At 39.4% G+C, this 26,630-nt stretch carries 25 protein-coding genes and 1 other annotated feature; of the genes, 5 read left to right on the plus strand and 20 right to left on the minus strand.

All coding sequences use genetic code 11. The features are described from left to right. Positions 1-2: 2 nt before the first annotated feature. The 8 genes from AB7942_RS07920 to AB7942_RS07955 all read right to left on the minus strand — a co-directional run bounded on the left by AB7942_RS07920 (position 3) and on the right by AB7942_RS07955 (position 7,229). The gene (locus AB7942_RS07920) at positions 3-764 is read right to left on the minus strand and encodes a prepilin peptidase (RefSeq protein ID WP_369446411.1); all 762 of its coding nucleotides are present in this window, start codon (positions 762-764) and stop codon (positions 3-5) included. A 28-nt stretch (positions 765-792) separates the two neighbouring features. Continuing rightward, positions 793-1,302, minus strand: coding sequence for a competence type IV pilus major pilin ComGC (locus AB7942_RS07925; protein WP_369446441.1), 510 nt, complete (start codon positions 1,300-1,302; stop codon positions 793-795). A 141-nt stretch (positions 1,303-1,443) separates the two neighbouring features. Continuing rightward, positions 1,444-2,661 (minus strand): type II secretion system F family protein, encoded by a 1,218-nt coding sequence (locus AB7942_RS07930; RefSeq protein WP_369446412.1) that lies wholly within the window; start codon positions 2,659-2,661, stop codon positions 1,444-1,446. Then, positions 2,654-3,703 carry a type IV pilus twitching motility protein PilT gene (locus tag AB7942_RS07935; RefSeq protein ID WP_369446413.1) on the minus strand — a complete coding sequence of 350 codons (1,050 nt, stop codon included), beginning with the start codon at positions 3,701-3,703 and terminating at the stop codon, positions 2,654-2,656. Before AB7942_RS07935 ends, AB7942_RS07930 begins: the two co-directional genes overlap by 8 nt. 12 nt (positions 3,704-3,715) lie before the next feature. After that, positions 3,716-5,377: a GspE/PulE family protein gene (locus AB7942_RS07940; protein WP_369446414.1), complete on the minus strand. Its 1,662-nt coding sequence runs from the start codon at positions 5,375-5,377 to the stop codon at positions 3,716-3,718. A 15-nt stretch (positions 5,378-5,392) separates the two neighbouring features. Then, positions 5,393-5,827, minus strand: a complete 435-nt coding sequence (locus AB7942_RS07945; RefSeq protein WP_369446415.1) for a G5 domain-containing protein — start codon at positions 5,825-5,827, stop codon at positions 5,393-5,395. A gap of 71 nt (positions 5,828-5,898) precedes the next feature. After that, on the minus strand, positions 5,899-6,366 hold the full coding sequence (locus AB7942_RS07950) for a hypothetical protein (protein WP_369446416.1): 468 nt from the start codon (positions 6,364-6,366) through the stop codon (positions 5,899-5,901). A gap of 71 nt (positions 6,367-6,437) precedes the next feature. Then, complete coding sequence (locus tag AB7942_RS07955) at positions 6,438-7,229, minus strand: hypothetical protein (protein ID WP_369446417.1); 792 nt, start codon at positions 7,227-7,229, stop codon at positions 6,438-6,440. Between the two features lie 209 nt (positions 7,230-7,438). Between AB7942_RS07955 and AB7942_RS07960 the strand changes: the two genes are divergently transcribed. The 3 genes from AB7942_RS07960 to AB7942_RS07970 are packed head-to-tail and all read left to right on the plus strand — an operon-like array spanning position 7,439 to position 9,641. Then, positions 7,439-7,912 (plus strand): type IV pilus modification PilV family protein, encoded by a 474-nt coding sequence (locus AB7942_RS07960; RefSeq protein WP_369446418.1) that lies wholly within the window; start codon positions 7,439-7,441, stop codon positions 7,910-7,912. Positions 7,913-7,928: 16 nt separating this feature from the next. Beyond that, positions 7,929-8,405, plus strand: a complete 477-nt coding sequence (locus tag AB7942_RS07965; RefSeq protein WP_369446419.1) for a type II secretion system protein — start codon at positions 7,929-7,931, stop codon at positions 8,403-8,405. Between the two features lie 12 nt (positions 8,406-8,417). Next, a complete protein-coding gene (locus AB7942_RS07970; protein WP_369446420.1) occupies positions 8,418-9,641 on the plus strand; it encodes a hypothetical protein in 1,224 nt (407 codons plus the stop codon). A 62-nt stretch (positions 9,642-9,703) separates the two neighbouring features. Here AB7942_RS07970 and AB7942_RS07975 read toward each other — a convergent pair whose 3' ends face one another. From AB7942_RS07975 to AB7942_RS07990, 4 genes are all read right to left on the minus strand, one after another. Further along, a complete protein-coding gene (locus AB7942_RS07975; protein WP_369446421.1) occupies positions 9,704-10,951 on the minus strand; it encodes a sensor domain-containing diguanylate cyclase in 1,248 nt (415 codons plus the stop codon). Positions 10,952-11,067: 116 nt separating this feature from the next. Further along, positions 11,068-11,418 carry a hypothetical protein gene (locus AB7942_RS07980; protein WP_369446422.1) on the minus strand — a complete coding sequence of 117 codons (351 nt, stop codon included), beginning with the start codon at positions 11,416-11,418 and terminating at the stop codon, positions 11,068-11,070. Between the two features lie 60 nt (positions 11,419-11,478). Then, positions 11,479-12,801, minus strand: a complete 1,323-nt coding sequence (locus AB7942_RS07985) for a bifunctional folylpolyglutamate synthase/dihydrofolate synthase (protein WP_369446423.1) — start codon at positions 12,799-12,801, stop codon at positions 11,479-11,481. 273 nt (positions 12,802-13,074) lie between these two features. Further along, the gene (locus AB7942_RS07990) at positions 13,075-15,717 is read right to left on the minus strand and encodes a valine--tRNA ligase (protein WP_369446424.1); all 2,643 of its coding nucleotides are present in this window, start codon (positions 15,715-15,717) and stop codon (positions 13,075-13,077) included. A 203-nt stretch (positions 15,718-15,920) separates the two neighbouring features. Further along, positions 15,921-16,156 (minus strand) — a binding site (T-box leader). Between the two features lie 165 nt (positions 16,157-16,321). Here AB7942_RS07990 and AB7942_RS07995 point away from each other — a divergent pair. Beyond that, positions 16,322-16,513, plus strand: coding sequence for a hypothetical protein (locus AB7942_RS07995; RefSeq protein WP_369446425.1), 192 nt, complete (start codon positions 16,322-16,324; stop codon positions 16,511-16,513). Positions 16,514-16,533: 20 nt separating this feature from the next. Here the strand turns inward: AB7942_RS07995 and ysxE are convergent, their stop codons facing one another. From ysxE to hemA, 8 genes are all read right to left on the minus strand, one after another. Beyond that, entirely contained in the window at positions 16,534-17,580 is a 1,047-nt protein-coding gene (gene ysxE / locus AB7942_RS08000; protein WP_369446426.1) for a spore coat protein YsxE, read from the minus strand. A gap of 125 nt (positions 17,581-17,705) precedes the next feature. After that, on the minus strand, positions 17,706-18,857 hold the full coding sequence (locus AB7942_RS08005; RefSeq protein WP_483310847.1) for a LysM peptidoglycan-binding domain-containing protein: 1,152 nt from the start codon (positions 18,855-18,857) through the stop codon (positions 17,706-17,708). A 698-nt stretch (positions 18,858-19,555) separates the two neighbouring features. Then, positions 19,556-20,842 carry a glutamate-1-semialdehyde 2,1-aminomutase gene (gene hemL, locus AB7942_RS08010; protein WP_215020853.1) on the minus strand — a complete coding sequence of 429 codons (1,287 nt, stop codon included), beginning with the start codon at positions 20,840-20,842 and terminating at the stop codon, positions 19,556-19,558. 19 nt (positions 20,843-20,861) lie between these two features. Further along, positions 20,862-21,842 carry a porphobilinogen synthase gene (hemB, locus tag AB7942_RS08015; RefSeq protein ID WP_369446428.1) on the minus strand — a complete coding sequence of 327 codons (981 nt, stop codon included), beginning with the start codon at positions 21,840-21,842 and terminating at the stop codon, positions 20,862-20,864. 3 nt (positions 21,843-21,845) lie between these two features. After that, a complete protein-coding gene (locus tag AB7942_RS08020) occupies positions 21,846-22,628 on the minus strand; it encodes a uroporphyrinogen-III synthase (RefSeq protein WP_369446429.1) in 783 nt (260 codons plus the stop codon). Beyond that, positions 22,625-23,560 (minus strand): hydroxymethylbilane synthase, encoded by a 936-nt coding sequence (gene hemC, locus AB7942_RS08025; protein WP_369446430.1) that lies wholly within the window; start codon positions 23,558-23,560, stop codon positions 22,625-22,627. The genes AB7942_RS08020 and hemC overlap by 4 nt, the downstream gene beginning before the upstream one ends. Before the next feature lie 25 nt (positions 23,561-23,585). Next, positions 23,586-24,419 carry a cytochrome C assembly family protein gene (locus AB7942_RS08030; protein ID WP_335439362.1) on the minus strand — a complete coding sequence of 278 codons (834 nt, stop codon included), beginning with the start codon at positions 24,417-24,419 and terminating at the stop codon, positions 23,586-23,588. A gap of 12 nt (positions 24,420-24,431) precedes the next feature. Then, positions 24,432-25,775 carry a glutamyl-tRNA reductase gene (gene hemA / locus AB7942_RS08035; RefSeq protein ID WP_369446431.1) on the minus strand — a complete coding sequence of 448 codons (1,344 nt, stop codon included), beginning with the start codon at positions 25,773-25,775 and terminating at the stop codon, positions 24,432-24,434. Between the two features lie 276 nt (positions 25,776-26,051). Between hemA and AB7942_RS08040 the strand changes: the two genes are divergently transcribed. Next, positions 26,052-26,540, plus strand: coding sequence for a LiaI-LiaF-like domain-containing protein (locus AB7942_RS08040; RefSeq protein WP_369446432.1), 489 nt, complete (start codon positions 26,052-26,054; stop codon positions 26,538-26,540). Positions 26,541-26,630 lie beyond the last annotated feature (90 nt).

Genomic DNA, 26,630 nt, shown 5'->3' on the forward strand with positions numbered 1-26,630 from the left:
AGTTAAAATCCTTGATTAAGGAAATGTATATACAAATTAATTAAATCCGATCCCCAATAATACGCTGTTAATGTTCCAGCACCAATAAATGGTCCAAATGGAATTGGCTGTCGCCTTTTGACAATTTTAAATAGGAGGGCTAAGCCGCCTATTACTGCACCGAACAATGTTGAAAGAAAGAAGGACAAAAGTACTAGTTTAAATCCTAATACCACTCCAAGTAAGGCATAGAGTTTAACGTCCCCCCCACCCATCCCACCTTTGCTAACGACAGCAATAAGTAAAAGGAGAATGAAACCAGACACTGCACCAAGGAGGCTGTCCCACCATGGGTTTAGCGGCCAAATTATCCGTTCCAATAAAAAAATCCCTGCAAACCAGATCAGAATTTTATCAGGGATAAGCATATAGTGAATATCTGAAACAATGATAATCATAAACATTGAGATTAGAGTTAGTGCAACTACTAGTTCACCGGACCAGCCAATAACTAATGGTGCGGTTATAAATAGTATCCCAGTGAGTAGTTCAAAAGTTGGATAGATAGGAGAAATCCGCGACTTACAGCCGCGGCATTTCCCCCCTTGAATTATGTAAGAAATCACTGGGATGAGTTCATATGGTTTTAATTGATGCCCGCATTTTGGACATGCTGAACCTGGAGTAGCAATAGATTTCTTCATTGGCACCCGAAGACCGATAACATTGAAGAAGGAGCCAAGAATACAACCATATAATAATAGTATTAAATATGCTATCTTCATTATCTATACTCTCCTAAAGTTAGCCTAATTATTGAGGTGTTACAGAAGAACGTGTTATATCTTTTGTGGTAATAACAGCAGCACCTGTAGTGTCAGCAGTAATGTTAGCATCAGTTACAATTATTGAAATTTTCCTTGGATTGGTTGCTTTATCTGTAATTAAGGTGATCCCGTAGATCTTACCATTAGAGATTTTAACATTTGAAACTGTTGGACTATCTGCAGTAAGGGCAGCTTCTCCCTCTGTAACGTAAGCTTCTTCTGGACTTTCAACTTTATCAAGGTATTTCTTATCCACTAATTCTTTTAAAGTAACATATTTCGTACCAGTTTGATATGCGGCTTCTGAAGCAACTAACATTTTTGCGGAACTAATCATTTGTTGTGCATTTGCTACGTGTGCATCTTTTTTAGTATTGTCTATTAATCCTAAAATAGAAGGAACAGCAATTGCAGCAATAATACCTAAAATAACGATTACAGCAAGTAATTCAATTAATGTAAATCCTTTTTGATCTTTAAGCTTATTCTTTAACATTTGAATCATAATTTCATCTCCCTATATAGTTCTATGAACCTAGTAATATTGTCTCTTGTAGTATACATTAATTGACAATGAAAAGAAAAGAATTTTTTGGTATTTTGTCCAATATCCTCAATATTTTTGTTTTCTTGTCTTTTATTGATTCATCTGTTGAAATTGGTCGAACATGCTAAACATTGGAACCATGATAGATGTGACTATAGTCCCGACTAAACCTGCCAAGAAAACAATCATTATTGGTTCTATTAACGATTTTAATCGATCTGTTCCGTTTTCTACTTCTTTTTCATAGAATTCAGCGATTTTCGATAGCATCGCATCCAGTGCTCCCGTTTCCTCACCGATGGCAATCATTTGAGTAACTAATGGCGGAAAGGCCCAATGTCTTTGCATCGGATCAGTCATGGAACGACCTTTCTCTAGTGAATCCCGTGACTCTCGAATTACCTTTGCTAGAACCTCATTTTCGACGACTTTCTCTACAATGGACATTGCTTGTAGAATTGGAACTGAACTCGAGAACAACGAACTGAGTGTTCTCATCATCCGTGCAAGGGCTGCTTTTTGTAGTAAATTACCGAAGATCGGCATTTTTAACAAAATATAATCAAAATAATATTTTGTTTGGTTATTTTTTTTAAGATACGTAATTAAAAAGACGATGGCAAAAATCATCAATACAACAATCCACCAAAACGACTGCATAAAGCCACTTGCTGAAAGGACAAATTTTGTAATAGCGGGTAACTCTCCCCCCATATCGTCAAACATCGAAACAAATGTTGGTACAACGGCAACAAGTAAAAAGATAACAACAATAATAGCAATAATTCCAACAGCAATCGGATAGGACAGGGCGGAAACGATCTTTTGCCGTGTATAGTGTTGTTTTTCAAAATGCTCCGCCAAACGATCAAGGGTCTCATCTAAATTCCCGCTGATTTCCCCGGCTTTTACTAGGTTAATAAACATCTGATTAAATATTTTTTTGTGTTTAGCCGCAGCTTCTGAAAGTGGATTACCTTCCCTCATCTCCTGTTCGACATCTAGTAAAGCCTTCTTTAGGGCTTTGCTCTCGGTCTGCAAAGCTAAGATGGCAGTTGCTTCGACAACGGTTACTCCTGCTTTAATTAAAGTCGAGAATTGTCTTAAGTATATAACAAAATCCTGCAGTTTTACCGGAGCCCCGAGTGTTATATCTTTTGTCATTAGGGTCTCAGGTACTTGGGTTATTTCAATAACCCTAATGCCTTCTTCTTTTAGTTTTTCCATTGCTTCTCGCTTGGAACCTGCGTTAACGGTACCCTGCCGTTTTCCTTTCCTATCCCGTCCAGCATATTTATATCTAGCCATTCATCATCATTCTTTCATGTAAGTATTGTGATGCGGCTTCCTTTTGGATCAGATTGCGATCAAGGAGGTCTCTAATACTCATTTCAAGTGTATGCATTCCTTGGGCCCGGGAAGTTTGCATCGTACTTTGAATTTGATGGATTTTTTCATTTCTAATTAGGTTCGCAATTGCCGCATTATTTACCAAAATTTCAGTTGCTGCTTTACGGCCTTTTTTATCGGCTGTCGGAAATAACCGTTGTGAAATAACGCCAACTAATACCGAAGCTAACTGTACACGTATTTGTGGCTGCTGTCCCGATGGAAATACATCAATGATTCGGTTAATGGTCGTCGGTGCACTCGATGTATGAAGCGTACCTAATACAAGGTGACCTGTTTCTGCGGCGGTTATCGCGATTGACATTGTCTCTATGTCCCGCATCTCACCAACCAAAATAACGTCAGGATCTTGACGGAGGGCCGCTTTTAAGCCACTTGCATAATTATTTGTATCGAAACCAACTTCCCGCTGGTCAATAATTGAACTTCCATGTCGATGAAGATATTCGATCGGATCTTCTAAGGTAATGATATGCTTACGCATCGTTCGGTTCATATAATCAATCATTGAAGCTAGCGTTGTTGATTTCCCACTTCCTGTAGGTCCCGTTACGAGAATAAGTCCCTGCGGCTTCTCCACCAACTTGGAAACAATATCAGGTAGATCTAGCTCTTCTAATGTCGGCGTTTTTGATGCTACAGTTCTTAGGGCAATCGACACACTTTTACGCTGATGATAGGCATTGACACGAAATCGCGATATACCTGGAACACCATAAGAGAAATCAAGTTCCCCTTTTTCCTTAAATAAATCCCACAATCCTTCAGGTATGATCGCTTTGGCCATTCCCTCGGTGTCATCTGGCATTATTTTATCTGTTCCGTATCTTCTTAGGTCACCATTTATTCGCATGACTGGGGGAACACCGACAGTTAAATGAACATCTGAAGCTTTATATTCAATTGCTGCTCGTAATATTGCGTCAATTTTTTCTTTCATTGTAACGTTCTCCTACTCCAGAATTGCTACTTTTAATACTTCTTCGGTTGTTGTTAACCCTTGTCTTATTTTTAATAAACCATCATCTAGTAAAAAGATCGTTTTACTTTTATTAGCCAATTCCTTCAATCTTTGAAAAGATTCACCGTTCATCATTGCCCTGCTCATCTCGTCATTTATGACCAGCACCTCATGAAGGGCAAGCCTACCTTTATAGCCTGTCATGCTGCAGGATGAACACCCTTTTCCCCGAGTAATTTTTTCAATCTTCATACCGCGCTTTGCAAAAATCTCTATTTCACGCTTTGATGGTTCTTGAATTTCCGCACAATCACGACACACCTTTCGGACTAGGCGTTGAGCGACGATGCCGCTTAGTGAAGAGGCTAGTAAAAATGGTTCTACCCCCATATCAATCAGCCTTGTTACAGTCCCAATTGAATCATTTGTATGGAGGGTACTTAAAACTAAATGCCCAGTTAACGAAGCACGGATTGCCACCTCTGCAGTTTCTTTATCACGGATTTCCCCGACCATGATAATGTTCGGGTCTTGACGAAGTATCGATCTAAGTCCAGCAGCAAAGGTCATTCCAACATTCGTGTTGACCTGAATTTGGTTAATCCCTTCCAATTGATATTCAACGGGATCCTCAACTGTAATGATATTAACAGCTTCACTGTTAAGCTTATTAAGGGTCGCATAGAGGGTCGAAGATTTTCCTGATCCTGTTGGTCCCGTAATGAGGACTATGCCTGTCGGCTTTTCAATCATTTCAGTGAATCTCTTCATATTTAAGGAATTAAACCCAAGTTTGTTTAAATCATTTAAGGTTGATCCCATGTCAAGGAGACGCATAACAATCTTTTCACCGTAAACAGTTGGCAGTGTTGAGACACGAAGATCGACGGGATGAAAGTCGAGATTTAGCTTGATTCGGCCATCCTGTGGGACCCGATGCTCAGTTATATCGAGATTAGACATGATTTTAATTCTAGCGGTTAAGACACTTTGCATGTTACGTGGGAGGATTCGTTCATTCCGTAATACACCATCAACTCGGTATCGGACAACTACCTTTGTCTCCTGCGGATCGATATGAATATCACTAGCTCTCTGAATCACAGCATTCGATAAAATTTGATTCACCAAACGAACAATCGGTGAATTTTGATCGGTAACATCATCATTTCTGCCCCGATCATTTTGTGGGAGTTCGTCAAGTAATTCATCGAACCCATCATCGACATCATAATATTTATTTATGGTACGAAGAATATCGTCCTTGGTCGAAATGGCAGGCTCAATATGAAATCCTGTTGACAAACGTAAATCGTCGATCACGATAAAATCTGTCGGATTCGCCATCGCTACGAAAAGCTTATTCCCATCCCTTTTTAACGGGATGATTAAATTCCTTTTAGCTGCTTCTTTTGTGATCAATGAAAAAAGATTTGTATCAAATGGATAATGAAACAGGCTGACATGTGGAATTCCTAGTTGATATTCTAGCACTTCAACTAATTGCTGTTCTGTCAAATACCCCCTCTGTAAAAGGGCATCTCCAAGTTTTTGAGCAGCATCTTTTTCATCCATAGTGGATTGAAGTTGTTCAGGTGTAATCAATCCTTCTTCAATTAACAAATCACCCAGTCTTTTTCTCGCTTGCCTCATTTTACATCCCTGCTTTTATTTTGGTTGTTCATTTGGCTTTCCCCATAATTCATTATCAGTAGATTCCTGCTGGGGACTATCAGAAGTTGTCGTCGATTGATTTCCATCAGGACTCGTTGTATCTATAGTCTGGCTACTGTAATCAACCTGATTGCCAGATGTATCCGTGGTAGTTTGGGTAGTTGTTTGTCCACTTCCAGCAAGCCCGTGAATTTCAATCCGATAGGATGGTGGATAATAATCTTCAGAAATCAATTCGCTCTTAAGGAATTGATCTCCTTGATAGACTTCCCGATAAACCTTTACGATTTGACCCTGTTCACCTTTTGTTTGTACCTTTGTCTTTCCAGGCAGAAGCAAAGGGCTATATTGAATGATTGTTTTAGGTGCTAACTTTTGTTCGTCTTTTGTAGTTATTTGATATTTATATACAAACTTTTCACCCGTCATAGTAACCTTCAATTGCTTGTTTTCTAAGGTAAGTTTAAAAATATACTTTGCTTTATTTGGATTTGCTATTATTAGATCGGCCTTTTTACTTGAATTAACTTTAGCTTCGAATCCCAAACTCGAATAACATCACTTGTTATTAATTGAGGAAATAAAATATGTAATTGTTCTTCAACTTGTTTTTTATCGACAGTAATAAAAGCAGGATTTTTTTCCCCATCCTTAATTGAATCTACTGTTTGCTCGGATTCTAGAGAGAATTGATTTAAATCAAAAGGTGCTGTTTTTTCCCTATATTGCAGTTCAATGGATGTATCTTTAAGCCATGCGACATACTTTTCCTCTAACAGACTTTTTGCTTCATCTTTAGTCTTACCTGAAACATCTAACGCGCCGATAGTAGTACCATCAGAGAATTTCCCGTCTACATTTGTTATTTTCTCAAATGCTTTAGCGCCATAATGGGAGAAACTAAATATAAATGCCGTACAAAAAAGTAAAACAACAAACAATTTGATCAATTGCTGGTTCTTGCCCAAAATATCTGCCTCCCTTCAAACACTCACATTATACTTCAACAAGTAATCTATTATATAACAATTATTGTTAGTTACTTTTGTAGGATAACCTTTTCCTTCGGTTCAATTTCGTCTAAAATATCATCCCGATTAGCAGCTACTTCTTTTTGAGCAAGAAGGAAATCAAAAAGTGAGTCATCTTCTTCCTCTTCTAGATATGTAGGTAATTTCTTTTCTACTTTGATTGGTGAAAGTTCATGAATTTCTTCCAGCAAATGCTCTTGCACCATTTTTTCTTCAATCTCTAGAAAACTCTCAATATCTAATACATAGCCATTTTCCATGTTTTTATCTTCCATTTGTTCGTATACATCTACTTCTGTATTTCTTTCTAAGAAAAATGAAATATCCTCATCGATTGTTTCAGCTTCATTATCTGTTTTTTCTACACTATCAGACATGACTGGATAAGAACTTAATTCAGTCACAGTATCTTTTTCTAGATTTGTATTTGATGAAATAGGTGACGCTAAGTCTTCGTCAATTTTCACCAAATTAACATCTTTTACACTTTCTTTTTCGTAAACAGATTCGTGACTCTCAAATTCGTCATCAAAATCATCGCCAAAGACATTATTTTCTTTGGATAGTAAAGTTCCCAAACGGCTATTCATAAAATATGCTACAAAAAAGATAAGCGCAAAAAGCATTAAGGCAGTCTCCAACAATGGAAAGATTGAAACCGCAGCAAGTCCACCAAGAGACAAAATAAAGCTAGTTAAAACTAAAAAGAACTTCCCCTTTAAGGTGTACCCTAATGGTAAAAAGGATATTATTAACATCAAAATCACCATAGAACTAATGGCCCATATAATCATTTGCACTTATGCATTCCCCTTTATATAGTCTATTTATACTATTAATCTACATTTTTCATCAAGAAAGTAAATTTTTTATTGATATCCATAAAAATCAGACAAAATCAGTCTACTAAATATTGTATAATACTAATAAGCATTTTAAAAGACAGCGAAAAATTTTTTTATCTAGGTAATTTTACCCTAGACATTAGTTAGATATGGCGGGTGATTCTATGTTTAATTTAATCAATAATGAAAAAGGGGTTACTTTAGTAGAGCTTTTAGCCTCAATTGTGATACTATCTATTATTTTGCTAAGCTTCTTGACGTTTTTCACAAACTCATTTCAATATAATGCGATCTCCTCAGACAAAATGAAGGCTACTAATATTGCTAGGGAAGTACAGGAGGAATTTAAAGTAAACCCTGAAAAAAATCAGGAACTTAAAAATCTGATCCTATTTTCCAGGTCCTCAACAGAGACAACCATTCCAAAATCTAGTTATCCAAAGTTAGACTTAACCAATGACATTAAGAAAAATAGCGGAATTCTTAAATTATTCCTAACTAAGCAAAACTTTATTGTCGAAGTCGAGGTTGATACAAATATTGATCCTAAAGTGGATATTTCTTTATCAAAAATACATGTTCAAGTGAAAAAGGGAACAAAACTGGTGTCTGAGACTTATACCTACTTAAAAAACTAAAAAGGAGGATAAATAAATGATTAAACACCTCCAGAACGAAGATGGAATTACACTTATTGAATTACTTGCAACACTGGCGATTCTTTCCATAATCGGCAGTTTGCTTTATGGCGTTTTATTAAATGGAATTGATTATTCAAAGAAATCCAAGGCTACGGTTTCATTACAGCAAGAAATGAATATTATCATCACAAATATTAACAAAGTACATGAATCCTATGGATCGTATAATATTGTCGTTAATCGGAATCCTGATGCGAGTAAGATACAACTCCTTGTTAAAGATTCAACCGGTACGGTTATTAGAACGATCGAATTATCGAATACAGACTATGAATACTCATTATTCGATTATCATGGAACTACCGAAGTTCCCTTTTTAAATACAACTTCTGTCAATACTTCAGAACCTTTATACCTTAAAATCATCATAAAAGACAAAAAGAATCCAAGCCAAACATATGAGGTTAAAACCATTATTTCTAGGCTATAAGGAGGAATTTATGTGAAGACTCTAAAAAATGAGCGAGGAATGACCCTTGTAGTTGTTCTGTTAACAATCGTAGTGTTTTCAGTATTAGGTTTAGCAGTAATCAGTACTTCAGTTAGCAACGTGAAGCAAGTTTCGAAAGCCGAAAGTAACATTAAAACAACAGATATTGCTGAAATGGGAATTCAATACTATGAAACTCAATTAAAAGCTTACCTAAATGGACAATTATACAATATAGAAAAACAAAATGAACTCATGAATAGTTTATATAATGGTACTATTTCAAAAGATAATTTAATTACTAACTTTAAAGATAGATACCCTATCGAGTTAAACAATGCATATAAATCAAATACTTCCCTTTTTACTACCTCTTCTGATTACTTTCTTGAAGAAAAAACTGTTGATGCTAATAGTTTTTTTAAGATTAAAATTAATCCAAACGGGATAATAAAAACTAGTTGTGTGGTTGGTATGCCAAGTAATTCAGAATGTTTCAGTATTAGTTTCGAAAGTTATGGTTATTATAACCATGAACCAGAAAAGAAGATTAGTGCAACCTATAACTTTTCCTATACAATCAACCCGGAAAGTATTGAAATTGTACCAAGTGTTCCTATTCTTGTACCTTTGCACGAAAACCTTATTAATCTAATAGAAGAAAAAAATTTAAGACAATGTACAACCGCTGATTTTGGTAAAAATTATACTACGGTTGATTGTAGTACAAACTTGGCCCCTGAAAATATTCCTGAAACTAATGGAATCTCTAATTCTTTTATAGTTTTTAATAATGGTGTAAATTTTGATCATCTGTCTCACGCCATTTCTGGTTCTACAATATTTATATACAGTTTAGACAAGACCACCCCCTCCGAAATAGGTAAGTTTAATCCTAATGGATTTATCGGGTCACAAATTGTAATAGTTGGTGATGCAAAATTATATGATGAAATTATGAAACCTGTGAACTCAAGCATACATATAACCGGGGATGCCGATCTAACGGGTTTTACATTTAAAAACTCTGATGGCCTCACTAAAGTATGCGTAAAGGGAACAATTACACCCTTAGAAAAAAGAAGTATTCCTGGAGTATATTCATACACTTATAACCCCACAACATATAGGGATAATTGTATGGAAAGCGAAAAAACAGTTGGAATTAAATCACTTACTATTAAAAGTCAAATTATTAGTCCTAGAATATCCGATAAATCAAAAGTCACTTATTAAGTTCATCTTTAATACATTAATAAAAGAAGGAAGCTCCAAAATATGGAACTTCCTTCTTTTATTTAGCACGACGAATACTCCGCCACCCGATTCCTACCAGCCCGCTTCGCCCCAACATATAGCGCACGATCAGCATGTCGTATCAACACAAGTGCATCTTCCGCATCTTCAGGCGCAGTAGCCACCCCAATCGAGGCAGTAATCATTACCTTTTGTTGGGTATTATCTATATCTAAAGACTGTTTTAGTGTAAATGGCCAATCGGAAATCATTTGCCTAATTTGTTCAGCCATTTGGTAGGCCTCTTCTTTTGCTGAATCTGCTAAAAGAACTACAAATTCCTCCCCGCCATAACGTGCCACCGTGCCACAAGCACCTACCAATTTACTTAGCCTGTTGGCAAGCTCAAAGAGGATTTCATTTCCGCTCTGATGACCGTAGGTGTCGTTTACTATTTTAAAGTGGTCAATATCGAGAAGGATTAACGAGAGCATTCGGCGCTCGAACCGCATCAGTTTTTCAAATTCTTCGGTTAACATATTTTCAAAATAGCGGTAATTGTAAAGTTTGGTTAATGAACAGTGTTCCCTTTGCATTTTGGTTAGTTCATAATGCTTTGCATTTTCAATTGCAACGGCGAAGTGGGAACAAAGGATATCGATAATCATCAGCTGGAAATTTTCAAAAGCACGTTTTCGCTTTGAAGCTAGTAATAACACCCCAATTACTTTTTTGCTTCTTACGATTGGAACGCCGAGGATACTTTCCGCGTCCTCAGGAATGTGACCGTTTGCATATTGCCGCCACTCTTTCCTCGCTGAATAGATCAAGGTCTTTTGCTCGCCCCATACCATCCCGCTAATTCCTTGGTTTTTTTTCACAGGTGGCAATTCATTGGGTACGTCCCCTTCAATCCCACGAACCAATATAAGCTCATCCCCTGTTACTTCAAGGATATAAGCATAATCAACCGGCAGCATTTCACTCAGCTTCTGAATTAACAACTCAACGACATCATCCACTTTCAAGCGCTCGGCCATCTGGTGTCCAATCTCTGAGGCTTTTTGCAAATATTCATTTATTTTTTCACTTGAATAATAGAGTCTGAAAATCATTGATAAACTAACAAACGGAACGCCAACAAACAGGAGGGCTAAGATTCCGTCCTGTTCATAGAGAATATACAACACTAAACCAATTGGGAAGGTGATGAATGTTGTAATGGTCTCAACAATGAAATCCTTTCCAAAATAGGATACCTTGCTTTTATAGATAAAATAAAGATTGAATGAAACTATGATTTGGTTCATCGAATAACTTACCACTGCATATAAGATGGCAAGCCATAACGACTTGGAGTCGATAGTAATATTAGGGCCTGTCTGTCCACCAAGTAAGTAGTAGACAATCCCGCTGGTACAGGAAACTAGAAAAACATATTTAGGTTAACTGGCAGCCGGTATAATTCACCTTTTCGGAGGATCCTTAATTTTAGCAGTAAAACAATCACAGCTATTTGTGCAAAAATAATCTCAACAAATAAACCAAACCTTAAAAAGGTAGCAAGCGCCACCCATTGGATTAAAAAAATAAACATTTCATTAATGACAATTGGCATGGTTGCAACCACACAGGTTAACAGCAAAAATGCAAAAATATCTAACCAATGCCCAGTGAAATTGGGAGGATAAGCCTTATAGATCAACCAGGTTCCTGCGGGGACCAGCAAAATCCAGACAAGAAAAATAGCATTCTTGACGTAAGGTTTTACTTTCATGCTTATCCTCCCCTCTGTTTTATTTAGATAAAATTATTTTACCTTTATAAAAATAACTTGTCATAAAGAAATTATCTTATTTTTCAAATAGTTAGCCAAAATTGGTTTTACTTCTGAAATAAAATAGAGGGAACCCGTTATGACTAACATGCTGTTGTTATCTAAATTTTGGATCTCTTCTATAAGAAAAGGACCCCAGTCATCGACTGCCAATTTGTTTGGTGATTGGCTAATTTTGAGTAATTCTTCCGCTTTAGCTGCACGTGGAAAATCAAAGCTGACAAAGGCAATTTGGGAAGCCGTTTGGTCCAGCTTGGCAATCATTTGATCAAGCTTTTTATCCGATAACGCAGCAAACACGATCTGAATACTGCGATGTTGATATCTAGTACTTAATTCATGGGTTAGAGCAGATATTCCCTCTTCATTATGGGCCCCATCAATAATCACAAGTGGACTTTCAGAAAGGATTTCAAATCTCCCTGGCCAGTAAGCCCTTTTTAAGCCCGTACGAATAGCTTGCTCTGTAATAAGGAATGAATCTTTTTGATTTAAAAATTGGGCGGCCATGACAGCAAGTGCGGCATTTTCCGTTTGATGCTGACCGATCATCCTGATTTCTAATTGGTCGATGGTTTGAAGTTGAGTGATGACATCAAACACTTCACCCTTTGATAGGGATTTATGAGCACTAATCGAAAATTCCTGATTCAAGCGGTAAAGTGGTGCTTTTTTCTTATCTGCTTGGTCCTCAATTACCTTGATCGCCCCTGGATGTTTGACTGCCGTAAAAATGGCGGTGTTTTCTTTGATAATCCCTGCTTTTTCAAACGCAATTTCCTCATAGGTGTTTCCGAGGATGTTCGTATGATCAAGACCAATATTGGTAATAATCGAGGCTAATGGCTGGATGATATTTGTTGAATCAAATCTTCCGCCTAATCCGACTTCAAAAATGACAACGTCAACCTTGTTCATGGTTGCGAAATAATGGAACGCCATCGCGGTGATGACTTCAAACTCAGTCGGCCCGCCAAGCTCTGTTTCTTCTAATTCGTCGGCCAATGGGCGAATGATATTGGCTAGTTGGAGCAGCTCCGCATCTGATATGGCCTTCCCATTCACACTGATCCGCTCATTGAATTGTTCAATATAGGGCGAGGTAAAGGTACCCACTGAATACCCTCCTGCTTCAAGAATCGAACGGAGAAAAGTAACGGTGGAGCCTTTACCATTGGTACCGCCAATATGAACCGTCTTCATTTTTGTTTCTGGATTGCCAAGCTTGTCCATCATCCATTCCATCCGCTTTAACCCTGGCTTGATTCCCAGTCTTAACCGCGCATGAATCCATTCTAGGGCTTCTTTATATGTAGCAAACATTCGTGACACCCCATCTATATTTTAATGTTTGATTAATATTTACTTCTAAAGTGCAATCTATTTTTTGATTCGCTGATAAAAGTGGAATTTCCGCTGATAAAATCCAATTTTCGCTGATATATTAGACGTTTTCGCTGATATATTCCTGAAAACCGCTGATAAATTGTAATCTCTGGCATATTTGCATCAATCATGTTGATTATGATCGTTTTTTTTAGGGTAAGTAATAAGGCGAGACGAATCCTCAGAGAATTCGCCTCGCCAAACTAATTATTACCCTCTTAATTCTTTAATGCGTGCTTCGACAATCGCTCTTTTTTCACGATAATCATCTTCCTTGGCACGCTCTTCGGCTACAACACTCTCAGGTGCTTTTTTCATGAAGCCTTCATTGCTTAGTTTCTTCTGAACTCTTTCCACTTCTTTATTTAAGCGGTCAAATTCTTTTTCGAGACGAGCAATTTCTTCATCGATGTTAATCAAGCCTTCAAGCGGCAGGATGATTTCTAATCCAGTAATCACGGCTGTCATTGCTTTTTCAGGCGTTTCAAGGTCAACGCCCATTTGTAATTCTTCTGGATTACAGAAGCGTTCAATATAGCCGCGGTTATTCTCAATTGCTTTGAGTACCGTTTCATCCTTTGCTTTGACTAGCATTTTGATTTTCTTACTCATTGGAGTATTTACTTCAGCACGAATATTCCGAACCGCGCGAATCATCTCGACGAGCAGTTTCATTTCTTGTGCTGCTTGGTCATCAGAATAAGCTGGATTTACTTCAGGCCATGCTGCTGTTGTAATTGATTCTCCTTGGTGAGGAAGGTTCTGCCAAATTTCCTCAGTGATAAATGGCATGAATGGATGCAATAAACGCATCGTTTGATCTAATACATGTGCCAGAATCGAACGAGTTGTTTTCTTGGCTGCTTCATCTTCACCATATAGCGGCAATTTCGCCATTTCAATATACCAATCACAGAAGTCATCCCAGATAAAGTTGTATAGTGCACGGCCCACTTCACCAAATTCATAGCGGTCTGAAAGTCTTGTTACATGTTCAATCGTTTCATTTAAGCGTGTTAAAATCCACTTGTCGGCAACCGATTTTTCTCCGCTAAAATCAATCTCTTCGTAGGTCATACCGTCCATATTCATTAACGCGAAACGGGAGGCATTCCAAATTTTATTGGCAAAGTTCCATGTTGACTCTACTTTTTCAAAGCTAAAACGTAAATCTTGACCTGGAGAGCTTCCTGTAGACAGGAAGTATCGTAGGGCATCGGCACCGTATTTTTCGATGACATCCATTGGATTGACGCCGTTACCAAGCGACTTACTCATTTTCCGTCCCTGTTCATCACGAACGAGACCGTGGATAAGAACATCTTTAAATGGACGCTCGCCTGTAAACTCAATGCTTTGGAAAATCATTCTCGATACCCAGAAGAAAATAATATCATAGCCTGTTACTAACACGTCGGTTGGGAAGTAACGCTTGAAATCAGACGCTTCTGTATCAGGCCAGCCCATGGTTGAGAAAGGCCATAGCGCGGAGCTGAACCATGTATCGAGTACGTCTTTATCCTGCTCCCAGTTCTCAGCATCTGCCGGTGCTTCTGTACCAACATATACTTCACCTGTTTGCTTGTGATACCAAGCTGGGATTCGGTGCCCCCACCAAAGCTGTCTCGAAATACACCAGTCGCGGATGTTCTCCATCCAGCGGAGGTAGGTTTTTTCAAAGCGGTCTGGGACAAAGTTTACTTTTTCTTCTTTGCTTTGCAGGGCAATCGCTTCATCTGCGAGCGGCTGCATTTTAACAAACCACTGGGTGGAAAGATACGGTTCAACAACAGCACCGCTTCGTTCGGAATGGCCTACGGAATGCGGATGCTCTTCAATTTTGAAAAGAACACCTTGTTCCTGCAAGTCCTTAACGATTTGCTTACGGCATTCAAAACGGTCGAGTCCTTTATACTTGCCAGCTCTATCATTCATCGAGCCGTCTTCGTTCATTACGAGAACCCGCTCTAAATTATGACGATTACCCACTTCAAAATCATTCGGGTCGTGTGCTGGCGTAATTTTTACTGCACCAGATCCGAATTCCATATCCACATAGTCGTCACCAACGATTGGAATTTCACGGCCAACGATTGGGAGGATAACAGTTTTGCCAATCAGGTGCTTGTAGCGGTCATCTTCTGGGTGTACGGCAACCGCGGTATCTCCCAGCATCGTTTCTGGACGGGTCGTAGCAACCTCGATATTTCCAGAACCATCGGCAAGCGGATAACTCATATGATAAAAAGCACCTTGAACATCTTTATAAATGACTTCAATGTCGGAAAGAGCTGTTTTGGTGGACGGATCCCAGTTAATAATATATTCCCCGCGGTAAATGAGACCTTTTTTATAAAGGGTAACAAAAACCTCTTTAACGGCATCAGATAAGCCTGCATCCAGCGTGAAACGCTCGCGGCTGTAATCTAGGCCTAGGCCCAGTTTCGACCACTGCTGGCGGATATGGGACGCATATTCTTCCTTCCACTTCCATGTTTCCTCGACGAACTTTTCTCTTCCTAGATCGTAGCGGCTTTTGCCTTCATTGCGAAGTTTTTCTTCTACTTTAGCTTGGGTAGCAATCCCAGCATGGTCCATTCCAGGCAACCAGAGAACGTCAAATCCTTGCATCCGCTTCATCCGGGTCACGATGTCTTGAAGCGTTGTATCCCAAGCATGACCTAAATGAAGTTTCCCAGTAACGTTCGGCGGCGGGATAACCACTGTGTACGGCTCTTTGCCCTCATCGTTTTTTGCTTCGAAAAATTTACCTTTTAACCACCATTCATAACGCCCTTTTTCAATCGTTTGTGGGTCGTATTTCGTAGGCATTGTTAGTTCCTTTGTTTCCATTGTAAAATTCCTCCTTAAAATAAACTAATCGTGAAAAGTGATACCAGATGAGCAGCACACCAACCAACATAACAAAGGCGGTGTGAGCAGAGCCAGTGTTCACTTAATTCGTGTGTAAAATGTATTTTTCCACAAAGTTTGGATGTCCTTATTCGTTTTTGCGCCGCTCCGCCCCTTTTCCACATAAAAAACCCCATTCGTCATAAAAGGACGAATGGAGTTTGCTTCGCGGTACCACCTTTTTTCCAATCCAAAAAACGGATTGGCACTTATGTAGATAACGGATTTAGTCCGTCTTCAACTAATAGGATGTTTAGATCCGTTCGCAGAAGAAGCTCGTGGGCGACCTTCCGATATGCTGCTTAGGAAATCTTCCAGCTAATGATTTCCCTCTCTTGAAGCAGGTTTGTATCGTACTCTTCCCTGTCTTTGCTTATGTAATTAAATTATATAGTTATACTACCGAAAAAAAGGGTTTGACGTCAATAATGATAACCACTTTTTTTATTTTTTATACTATATGCCGTTTTTTTGGAGAGTTCTCCGCACTTGTGGAATATACATAAAGAAAATATATGCCAGATTTGTAAAGGGGGGGTTGTCGGTGAAAAGAAATTTCCAAAAATTTAAATACCAACCCTGGTTTAGAACCTGCCGGAGAGTTTGCGCACAGTTAATTATTCCGTTTGTGATCTTCCAATTTATTCGAACACTCATCATTCCAACGTTTTTAGATATCTTATTATTAATGGTTTTTGTTGCCATAGCCGTGTCACTATATTTTGAAATCGTTTAAGGAGCCCATTTTGCAGAGGATTACTGCGGCTGGGCTCCTTCTTTTGCTGCTGCGGCGGCGGCTGCCTGCGCATCCATTTCGGTCATTCTCATGACGACATATTCGGAATTTTTCAAATGCCAGTAGCGGTGCTGCAGCTGACGGACATATTTTAATTCATTCTTTGGACGCGACTTTCGATAGTAGCTTTCTGCCACTTGGATGATTGGAATCGGAAGCGCTAAATAGCTGTAGAATAATAGTTTTTCATCTGCTTTAAATGGAAAGTATTTAAAGTAGTGGTATACCCAGTCAATGGCTGTGTCGCTGCGCTTCGGGTTGGTATTTAAGGCACGTGATAAATAGGGAAGGAGATCGTGAATCGGTGAGCCGTAGTGAGCATTCTCAAAATTAATAAAAAAGCCGTACCCTTTATCATCATACAAGAAATGCTCGGGTGACAATTTTCCGTGCGTTATAACCATGCGGGCCTTTTCATCGTCTTTCGTTTTTTCATACCATTCTTCAAATTTCGTTTTCGAAAATCGGAGCGCCTGGCTGATTTCATTGTAATAAAGGCAATATAATAATTCAAACGGCGACATATAGGTCTTTTTTTCACATTCGTCGATGAAGCCATCGAGAAATGCCTGTTGTTTTTCATGCTGTTGAATCGTCTTTTCATAGTGCTCAGTCCGCTCTTCTTTGTTCAAGGTAATTTCTTTGGCGGACAGGGTATGAAGACGAGCGAGTTCACGAAAAAGTTGTTGATCTTTTTGCTGCCGGTCTTCCTTTTGTTCATTCGACATCCACGGCATTAAGTAATAAAGATTGTTCTCGTGTAAGACCGCATATCTGCCGTCCATCGTAGGGTAAATGGGAACGATGCGATTATACCCTTTTTGGTAGAGGAGATGAACATGGCGAATGAAGTCGGTCCCGGTCGCAGGGTCGATTTTTTTTAAGGCAAACGTTCCTTTGTTTGAATAAATCTTATGAACACTGCCGAAATCCTCTACAAAATGAGGCTCAACAAGGTAATTTCTTAAGATGGGAGCAAATGTGTTTAGTAGATTCGGGTTATTCATGAGTACTCAACTCACTTTCATTTTAAAAGCGGAAGCGCCCGTTTAGCGGCGTATGGACTGGAGCAGTTTGACTGTGTATGAAAAGAAGGTGAGCAGGTCAAAGGAACCCGCTCATCTTTTAAAAATTATTTTTTTGTAAGGCTGCCGGGAATATATAATACTTGACCTTCAAATATATCTTGGCTGAGTTCAAGATTGTTGATGCGCATGAGGTTTTGTACCGACACATCGTAACGATCTGCCACGCTGTTAACGGTATCCCCCTTTTGGACGATACAAACTTTTACTTTCGCCTGGGCCGAACTTTCATCCTTCCGAGCAAAAAATTCAGTTAATGTCATGCTTTTCTTTTTTGCCGGTTTTTTCTTTTTAATATTCTTTGGTGGTGCTTCTTCATGTGCGGAAGAGCTTTCCTCTGCTGGATGAACTTCTTCTTCAAACTGGACAGTTGGAGATGGCGCTGGCTTTACTTCAACCACTTCTGGCTGGATGGTCTCAGCTGGCTGGCTAGCTTCACTTCTTGCTTCTTGGAAATTCCATGAAGGTTGGCTGGATTCACTTCTTGTTTCTTCGAATTCCCAGGCTGGTTGGCTGGCTTCATTCCTTGCCTCTACGAAATCCAAGGATGGTTGGTTAGCTTCTTCCTCAACGTCTTCCTGTGGTTGATAATTGAAGGTCGGAAACTTCGTTAAAATTTCCACACTCTCGTCTTCTTCTTGTGGTTTTCTTGCCTCAGCTTGAAACAAGAAGTTATCTTGGTAACTGCTCTGAACTGATGCAAGTTCGACTTCAATATCTTCAGAATCTTCCTCAAAGAACTCAATTTCAGAGCGAGGGATAAGCTCAAGTTCAACTAATTCTTCCTGCGGTTGTTGCTGTTGCTTCTGTTTTTGCTCAGTTCCGTATAAGCCGCTAATGGTCAGTTCAGCTGCTAGCTTGAGGCAGCTGCGCTCAGGGATCGAATAATCAAATGATTCGACGAGGACATCGATATCATAGATACTTTGAATTCGATTATTGGGGATCGTGATATCGACAGGGAATCGATGTGAAAACTCACAGGTTCCTCCCTCTTGTGCATCGACCCTCTCCACAAACTTTTGCGATGTTACATCTTCATCTTCGTTTTCATTGGTAGGTTCGTAACTTTTATATTCGCCTGTGAGTTCTAGCGAACCTCTTATGGTTACGTACTGATCGTTTTCTTGGATGGTAATGTCTGGGTCTAGAGAAATGGAAACAAGCTCTTCGACTTCCTGTCCTTTTCTAAACCACAATGACTCCTCCAAAGAAAATCGTAGGCACGATTGATTCTCCTGAGACAAAGCGACTCCTCCTTTCGTTTCCTTCACTCAAAATCACTATGTCACTTACACTCTATGAACCAAGGCTTTTATTTATGATAAAAAAGAGAGTTTAGTCTGGAAAAGAATCGTAATATTTGGGAATGGGGGGTGGATTGAAGTTTTTTTGAGGGTTGGGAGCTGGTTTGAGATTGGTTTTGTTTTAGGTTTGGGCTGGTGGGCGGATGGATAGGGTGGATTCCGCCAAGTTGAGTGGGATTTCCGCCGAATTTCTGAATGATTCCGCCAAACTTGGACTTTTTCCGCCAACTTTAATATTTATTCCGCCAAAACCCGGATGGATTCCGCCAAACTGCTTTTTAGTTACCTATTTTTAGATTACTCAGGCCTTGATCTCTTTGATTTCCAGAGGGTTGCTCTTCTTATGGTGAGGGCGGATTCCGCTAAGTTGACTGGGATTCCCACTGAATTTCATGTTTATTCCGCCAAACTCGGACTAATTCCGCGAACCCTTACATTTATTCCGCCAAACTCAGACTGATTCCGCCAAACCCCATTTTTGAACTACCCTCGAATGCTATAAAAGCCAGTCCCCGGACTGGCTCAACTTATTAAGTTTCTAACCACACAAAAAAACACCCACCAAAAAAAGGTGGGTGCCGAGAACATTGTTATTTAAGCTTCGAAAAAGCAATCTCTGCTGCACGGATTGTCTTTTCAATATCCTCATCGGAATGCTCCGTAGATAAGAACAACCCTTCAAATTGTGAAGGCGGCAAGAAGATTCCTTGAAGAGCCATTTCGCGATAATACGCTGCGAAGAATTCCAAATTGGATGATCTTGCTACCTCATAATTAATGACAGCTTCATTGGTAAAGAAGAAGCCAATCATCGAACCTGCACGGTTAAATGTTATTGGAATATCATATTTTTCAGCTGCAGCCTTAAAGCCTTTTTCCAGTAAGTCGCCCTTACGAATAAATTCTTCATAATGAGCTGGTGTTAATTGGCTTAACGTTTCATAGCCGGCGGTCATTGCCAGTGGGTTACCAGACAGGGTACCTGCTTGATAAATCGGACCGCTTGGAGCAATTTGCTGCATGATTTCCGCCTTACCGCCGTAAGCACCAACAGGAAGACCGCCGCCGATTACTTTACCAAGACATGTAATATCAGGAGTGATATTGAAATAGCCTTGTGCACAATTGTAGCCTACACGGAAGCCAGTCATTACTTCATCAAAAATAAGCAATGCGCCGTTAGCTGAAGTAACTTCACGCAGACCTTCTAAGAATCCTGGCAGTGGTGGTACTAGTCCCATATTACCGGCCACAGGTTCAACGATAATACACGCGATATCGTCGCCAAATTGTTCGAACGCAAACTTCACGCTCTCAAGGTCATTGTAAGGCACTGTGATCGTATTTTTCGCTACGCCTTCTGGAACTCCAGGGCTGTCAGGTAAACCGAGTGTGGCCACGCCTGAGCCCGCCTTAATCAAAAGGGAGTCCCCATGACCATGGTAACAGCCTTCAAATTTCAAAATCTTGTTACGGCCCGTATAGCCTCTGGCTAAACGAAGGGCACTCATCGTTGCTTCTGTTCCTGAAGATACCATCCGAATGACTTCGATCGATGGTACCCGTTCAATGACAAGATTAGCTAGTTTATTTTCCATTAAAGTAGGTGCACCGAAACTTGTCCCAAGTTCAGCAACCTTTTTTAAGCCTTCTACCACGCGGTCATTCGTATGGCCGAGGATAAGCGGCCCCCATGAAAGAACGTAGTCAATGTACTCATTGCCATCTATATCATAGATTTTAGAGCCCTTTCCTCTTTCCATAAAAATCGGGTCCATATTCACGGATTTAAAGGCACGAACCGGGCTATTCACTCCGCCTGGCATGATGGTTTGGGCTTCTTTAAATGCTTCAATCGACTTCGTATAAGAACGCATTCCATTCCCTCTTTTCAAATTATTGGTCTTCTTTTAACCAGCGAACTGCATCTTTGGCAGCATAAGTAATAATAAGGTCAGCGCCTGCACGTTTCATACCCATTAACATTTCAAGAACCGTGTTTTTCTCATCAATCCAGCCGTTTTGGGCAGCGGCTTTAACCATTGCATATTCTCCGCTTACGTTGTAAATAACAATCGGTAAATTAAAGGTATTTTTCATATCACGAACAATGTCAAGGTATGGCATACCCGGCTTCACGATTAAGAAGTCGGCACCTTCCTCCACATCGGATTCTGCTTCTCTAAAGGCTTCCATCCGGTTAGCAGGGTCCATTTGATAGGTCTTGCGATCGCCAAATTGCGGCGCGCCTTCAGCAGCTTCACGGAAAGGTCCGTAGAATGCTGATGCATATTTTACGGCATAAGACATGATCGGAATCTCTGTAAAGCCAGCTTCGTCCAGTCCCGCACGGATCGCTGCAACAAAGCCGTCCATCATGTTAGATGGCGCAATAATGTCTGCACCTGCTTTCGCTTGAGCCACGGCAGTTTTTACAAGCAATTCAAGTGATTGATCGTTTAGAACCTTCTCCCCTTCAACTACTCCGCAGTGCCCATGGCTTGTATACTCACAAAGACATGTATCCGCAACGATAATGATCTCTGGGAATTTTTCTTTGATAAAACGGGTCGCAACCTGGACAATCCCATGGTCATGAAATGCTTGCTCACCACATGCATCTTTCGTTTTTGGAATCCCAAATAGGAGAACGGATTTAATTCCATGTGCAACTATATCTTCCATTTCTGCTTCCAAATAATCCATCGATACTTGGTATACACCAGGCATTGATGAGACCTCATTTCGAATATTCTCACCTTCATAAATAAATAACGGATAAATAAAGTCCTCCGCTTTTAAGTGATTTTCTCTAACAAGTGAGCGCATGCTCGCACTTGAGCGTAAGCGGCGATGACGTTTAAATTGAAGATCCATTTATTATTCCTCCATATCTAAATAGGCAATCGTACTGTTAATCATTTCTTTTACGGTGTACTCTTTTGGTGAGGCATGGACCATTAATCCATAAGCACGTAATTTCTTCTCGGTAACCGGACCGATACAGCCAATGATGCAATTTTTCAGCTGCTCATCCAATCGATACTCCTTCACTACATCCATTAGATGGTCAACCGTTGAAGGGCTCGTAAACGTGAGGATATCCAGTTGATTATCTGCGAGCATATTAGCCAGCCTCAGGCGGCTTTCATCGGGCATATAGGTTTCGTAGATCACAACCTCATCGACCACGGCACCGGCCCCTGTTAAGGATCTGGCGATATATTCTCGGGCAAGGTTTCCTTTTGGAACCAGCACCCGTGAATCCTTATCAATCAATGGGATAAATTCCTCTACAAACGTTTCCGCAACATAAGCTGACGGGACGAACTCTGGAGATAGCCCTCTTTCCATCAAAACCTCTGCTGTCTTTTTCCCAATAACAGCGATTTTCGGAAACGCTTTGCTAACCACTTCCTTTTTTAAAAAAGAAAAGAAGGTTTCAACGGTTACGTTACTCGTAAAAATAATCCAGTCATATGTATTTAGAACCAGCAAAGCTTCGTGAAGGCGCTGATTTTTTTCTATCGGACGAAAGGCAATAAGAGGGATTTCGATTGGAATCCCTCCAAACCTTTCTACAAGTTTTGAAAAGGATTTTGCTTGATTTTCTCCTCTGGGAATAAGAACTGTTTTATCAAGCAAAGGTAACGATTGGATCATTGACCTTCGAGCTCCCGCTTTACCTTATCAATTAGGTCTTTCCCGCCTTTTTGAATTAATAAGTCAGCTGCCTGAACACCAAGCTCTTCTGGATTTTGTCCTCTAACTTCTTCTTTAATGATTTCATGTCCTTCTGGTGAAGCAACTAAAACATTTAGGACAATTTCATCATTTTCAGCTACATAGGCGAAGCCGGCAATTGGTACCTGACACCCGCCTTCCATTTTTTGAAGGAAGGCACGCTCTGCACGAACTGCTCTTTCCGTTTTCTTGCAAGTGAATTTTTCAAAGAGTTCGAGAAGTTCTTTATCATCTTCACGGCATTCGATTGACAATGCCCCTTGACCGACAGCAGGAATGCATAGATCGGCATCGAGGAATTCGGTGACTACGTCAGAAGCCCAGCCAAGACGGTAAAGGCCAGCTGCGGCTAAAATAATCGCATCGTATTCTTCTGTTTCTAATTTTGCTAATCTTGTATCCACATTCCCTCGGATCCATTTAATCTCTAAATCTGGACGGGCTGCTAATAGCTGTGCACTACGGCGAAGACTGCTTGTCCCGATAATAGCACCTGGTTTTAAATCTTTTAATTTTACATGACCTCTTGAAATGAGCGCATCACGGTGGTCCTCACGAAAAGGAATGCAGCCAATTGTAAGTCCTTCTGGTAAGACAGCTGGCATGTCTTTCATACTATGAACGGCCATATCAATCTCTTTATCAAGCATTGCTTGCTCAATTTCTTTTACAAAAAGTCCTTTGCCGCCAACTTTCGAAAGTGTAACGTCAAGGATTTGATCCCCTTTTGTGACGATTTCTTTTACTTCAAAATCAAAGCGAGGGTCCAACTTTTTTAGCTGGTCCATCACCCAATTGGTTTGTGTTAATGCCAATTTGCTTCGTCTAGAACCTACAATTATTTTTCTCATGATTGCGACCTCCTGAGGTTATGCGCTACGCATACCATAAATGAAAAGATGATAATTGACCAAATAAGAAAAAGTTAATTAAAACAATTAAAAAGGCAGCTGTATTCCAAATCGCTAATTTTCTTCCCGATAGATTTTTCACAATACGAAGATATAAAAGAATACTATAGACGGTTAATAACAGAAATGAGCCGATGATTTTCATATCATACCATGGCATCCCGGGTACCTTAAGAAAGGCCCACTGCAATCCTAATATGAGACTGAGCAGAAGCATCGGAACACCGATTACGGCCAATATGTAGGATGATTTTTCAAGCTTATCTAAGTCAGCCAGTCGTATGAGTCTAGTTCCCCATTTTTTCCTTTTTAATAAATCATATTGAAGCAGATATAATGTTGAAAAAACGAATGATAATGAAAAGGCCCCATATGAGAGGATCGCCATCGTAATATGAATCAAAAGCAGTTCAGAAACAAGCTGCTTCGCCATGATATGCGAACCATATTGCATCGGGGCAAATGTATGAATCGCCATGACCGTAAAGCCAAGTATATTCGTGAAAAAGACGATAAAATCGACTCGTAATAAATGATTTATACCAATCGACAATGTGACTAATATCCAGGCATAAAAATAGAGTCCCTCGAAAATAGTTAACACAGGGAATCTGCCTGTTTTATACATATAGATTCCGAGAAAGACGGTTTGCAAAACCCATACAAATGCAAGTAACCAGAAAGCAATACGGTTTGCCTTCCGGTTATGATGTAGAAAATCGAAAAAGTATAACAATACACTGAAGGCATATAGAACAACGGTTAATTCATGAAGCCTTGTCATAAAGACATTAAACATAGAACGTACCCCTTATGACTGAAAGGAAGCCTGCGGTATTGTAACCGGTATTTGATTGGTTTCGGCTGCTTTCGAATGTTGTTCCTCAACAAGCTCTTCAATATTAAAGATCTTCATGAAAAGATCCATTGCTTGATTTGCATCAGGTCGCGCAGCCAATTCTTTCGCTTGTAATATAGGGTCTTTTAAGAGCTGGTTGATGATACTTTTTGTATGTTTATTTAACACTTTTAGATCACGCTCTGATAAATTTGGCAGCTTTCTCTCCAAACTAACCATGGTTTCCGATTGGATTACATGTGCTTTTTCTCTAAGCGCCGAGATAACCGGGATAACCCCTAGCATTCCTAGCCATTGCTTGAACTCTACGATTTCTTTTTCAATCATGAGCATGATTTTTTCAGCCGCCTTCTTACGTTCTTGCAGGTTAGCCTCAACAATCCCCTCTAAATCGTCGATATCGTATAAAAAGACATTTTCAAGTTCAGATATTCTAGGATCCAAGTCGCGTGGTACAGCAATGTCCACCATAAATAGCGGCTTACCCTTGCGTTTTTTCTCGACCTTGACCATCATTTCTTTTGAAATAACAAAGTCTTTTGCACCTGTTGAACTGATCAGAATATCAGCTTCCGCCAATGATTTCTCTAATTCAGCTAAGGTTCTTGCTTTGCCGCTGAAACGATTAGCTAAGTCTTGTGCTTTTTCATAGGTCCGATTTATAACTGTAACTTTCTTCACACCATTACCGTGCAGGTTTTGGGCAGCTAATTCACCCATTTTTCCTGCGCCAAAAATTAACACATGTTTATTGGCAAGTGAACCAAAAATCTTCTTCGCCAATTCCACTGCAGCATAGCTGACAGATACAGCATTAGCACCAATATCCGTTTCTGAATGTGCGCGTTTGGCAACGGTAATTGCTTGTTTAAATAAGTGGTTAAATACGGTCCCAGTAGTTCCAACTTCCTGCGCTAGCATAAAGCTCGTACGAACCTGGCCAAGGATTTGTGTTTCTCCTAAAACCATGGAATTAAGTCCACAGGTAACGTTAAATAAATGATCCACTGCGCCATCGTCTTCATACACAAATAAAAACGGAGAAAATTCTTTTTGTTCTATCCCGAACCATTCTGACAGAAATTCTTTAATATAATAGCGGCCTGTATGTAATTGATCCACAACCGCATAAATTTCCGTACGATTACATGTAGACAAGATAATATTTTCTAGGATGCTTTTTTTTGTATTTAATTTTTTTATGGCCTCCGCAAGATCGGCTTCATTAAATGACAACCGCTCACGAATTTCCACAGGGGCAGTTTTATAGTTAATACCGATCACTAATGTATGCATTTGTAAGGACACCCCCAATAGATATTGCAACTTAACTAGTATGATTATATCATGAGCAATTTCGACTTTTGCTCGAAAAATGTGAACAGAAAACGAAACTATATGGTAATATATTTAAGTAAAGTCGAGTAAAGATCTTCCCGATAGGGCCATATTAGCAAAGTTTCCTTTAGACTTTCTTAATACCTATAAATATTTTATTAAAATACTTCCTTATGTACAGTACCAAAAAAATGGACGAGATTCAAGTGAACCTTACTGGAAGCGGTGTTTTTAATGAAGAATCAACGAATTTTTCCTGGGATCATTCTTATAGGCTTTGGAGCTTACTTCTTATTGCAGCAATCAGGAATCACTATTTTCCAACAATTTTTCACATGGCCGACCTTACTTATGATTGTTGGAATTGCCTTTTTAGGTCAAGGGTATTCTGCTAAAGAGTTTGAGGCAATACTTCCTGGGGTCATTATGGCTGGATTTGGACTTCACTTCCATCTTGTCGATAAGGTGTCCTTTTGGCCTAGCAACAATATTGGTATGTTAATTTTAATCATTTCAATCGGATTTTTTCTACGATTTCAAAAGACGAATTCTGGATTATTCCAAGCATTTCTCTTTCTTATTTTAGCTATCCTTCTGTTATTTTATGATAAAATTACTACCTATTTCGATTTACTTCAAAATGGAATGAGTTTTGTATGGAAATTTTGGCCTGCTCTTCTAATTGTGGTTGGTATTTATTTTCTCCTAAAGAAGAAAAAATAACGCCTGGCGCTTATAAAGTGTACCCGTTGTAAAGGACATTTTTAAAAAAGACCTAGGCAGTTTCAAGAAGATGATCTCTGTATTGAACAG

The sequence above is a fragment of the Neobacillus sp. BF23-41 genome (genome assembly GCF_041106275.1).

What these genes read in the sequence shown, in the direction of transcription:
- AB7942_RS07935 (WP_369446413.1), bottom strand. Translation starts at nt 3,703, where the DNA reads ATGAAAGAAAAAATTGACGCAATATTACGAGCAGCAATTGAATATAAA.
- AB7942_RS07945 (WP_369446415.1), bottom strand. Translation starts at nt 5,827, where the DNA reads ATGACGGGTGAAAAGTTTGTATATAAATATCAAATAACTACAAAAGAC.
- AB7942_RS07985 (WP_369446423.1), bottom strand. Translation starts at nt 12,801, where the DNA reads ATGTTTGCTACATATAAAGAAGCCCTAGAATGGATTCATGCGCGGTTA.
- AB7942_RS07940 (WP_369446414.1), bottom strand. Translation starts at nt 5,377, where the DNA reads ATGAGGCAAGCGAGAAAAAGACTGGGTGATTTGTTAATTGAAGAAGGA.
- AB7942_RS07920 (WP_369446411.1), bottom strand. Translation starts at nt 764, where the DNA reads ATGAAGATAGCATATTTAATACTATTATTATATGGTTGTATTCTTGGC.
- AB7942_RS08040 (WP_369446432.1), top strand. Translation starts at nt 26,052, where the DNA reads ATGAAGAATCAACGAATTTTTCCTGGGATCATTCTTATAGGCTTTGGA.
- AB7942_RS07980 (WP_369446422.1), bottom strand. Translation starts at nt 11,418, where the DNA reads ATGAAAGTAAAACCTTACGTCAAGAATGCTATTTTTCTTGTCTGGATT.
- AB7942_RS07930 (WP_369446412.1), bottom strand. Translation starts at nt 2,661, where the DNA reads ATGGCTAGATATAAATATGCTGGACGGGATAGGAAAGGAAAACGGCAG.
- AB7942_RS08020 (WP_369446429.1), bottom strand. Translation starts at nt 22,628, where the DNA reads ATGATCCAATCGTTACCTTTGCTTGATAAAACAGTTCTTATTCCCAGA.
- hemB (WP_369446428.1), bottom strand. Translation starts at nt 21,842, where the DNA reads ATGGATCTTCAATTTAAACGTCATCGCCGCTTACGCTCAAGTGCGAGC.
- AB7942_RS07990 (WP_369446424.1), bottom strand. Translation starts at nt 15,717, where the DNA reads ATGGAAACAAAGGAACTAACAATGCCTACGAAATACGACCCACAAACG.
- hemC (WP_369446430.1), bottom strand. Translation starts at nt 23,560, where the DNA reads ATGAGAAAAATAATTGTAGGTTCTAGACGAAGCAAATTGGCATTAACA.
- ysxE (WP_369446426.1), bottom strand. Translation starts at nt 17,580, where the DNA reads ATGAATAACCCGAATCTACTAAACACATTTGCTCCCATCTTAAGAAAT.
- AB7942_RS07925 (WP_369446441.1), bottom strand. Translation starts at nt 1,302, where the DNA reads ATGTTAAAGAATAAGCTTAAAGATCAAAAAGGATTTACATTAATTGAA.
- hemA (WP_369446431.1), bottom strand. Translation starts at nt 25,775, where the DNA reads ATGCATACATTAGTGATCGGTATTAACTATAAAACTGCCCCTGTGGAA.
- hemL (WP_215020853.1), bottom strand. Translation starts at nt 20,842, where the DNA reads ATGCGTTCTTATACGAAGTCGATTGAAGCATTTAAAGAAGCCCAAACC.
- AB7942_RS08030 (WP_335439362.1), bottom strand. Translation starts at nt 24,419, where the DNA reads ATGTTTAATGTCTTTATGACAAGGCTTCATGAATTAACCGTTGTTCTA.
- AB7942_RS07960 (WP_369446418.1), top strand. Translation starts at nt 7,439, where the DNA reads ATGTTTAATTTAATCAATAATGAAAAAGGGGTTACTTTAGTAGAGCTT.
- AB7942_RS07975 (WP_369446421.1), bottom strand. Translation starts at nt 10,951, where the DNA reads ATGAACCAAATCATAGTTTCATTCAATCTTTATTTTATCTATAAAAGC.
- AB7942_RS07965 (WP_369446419.1), top strand. Translation starts at nt 7,929, where the DNA reads ATGATTAAACACCTCCAGAACGAAGATGGAATTACACTTATTGAATTA.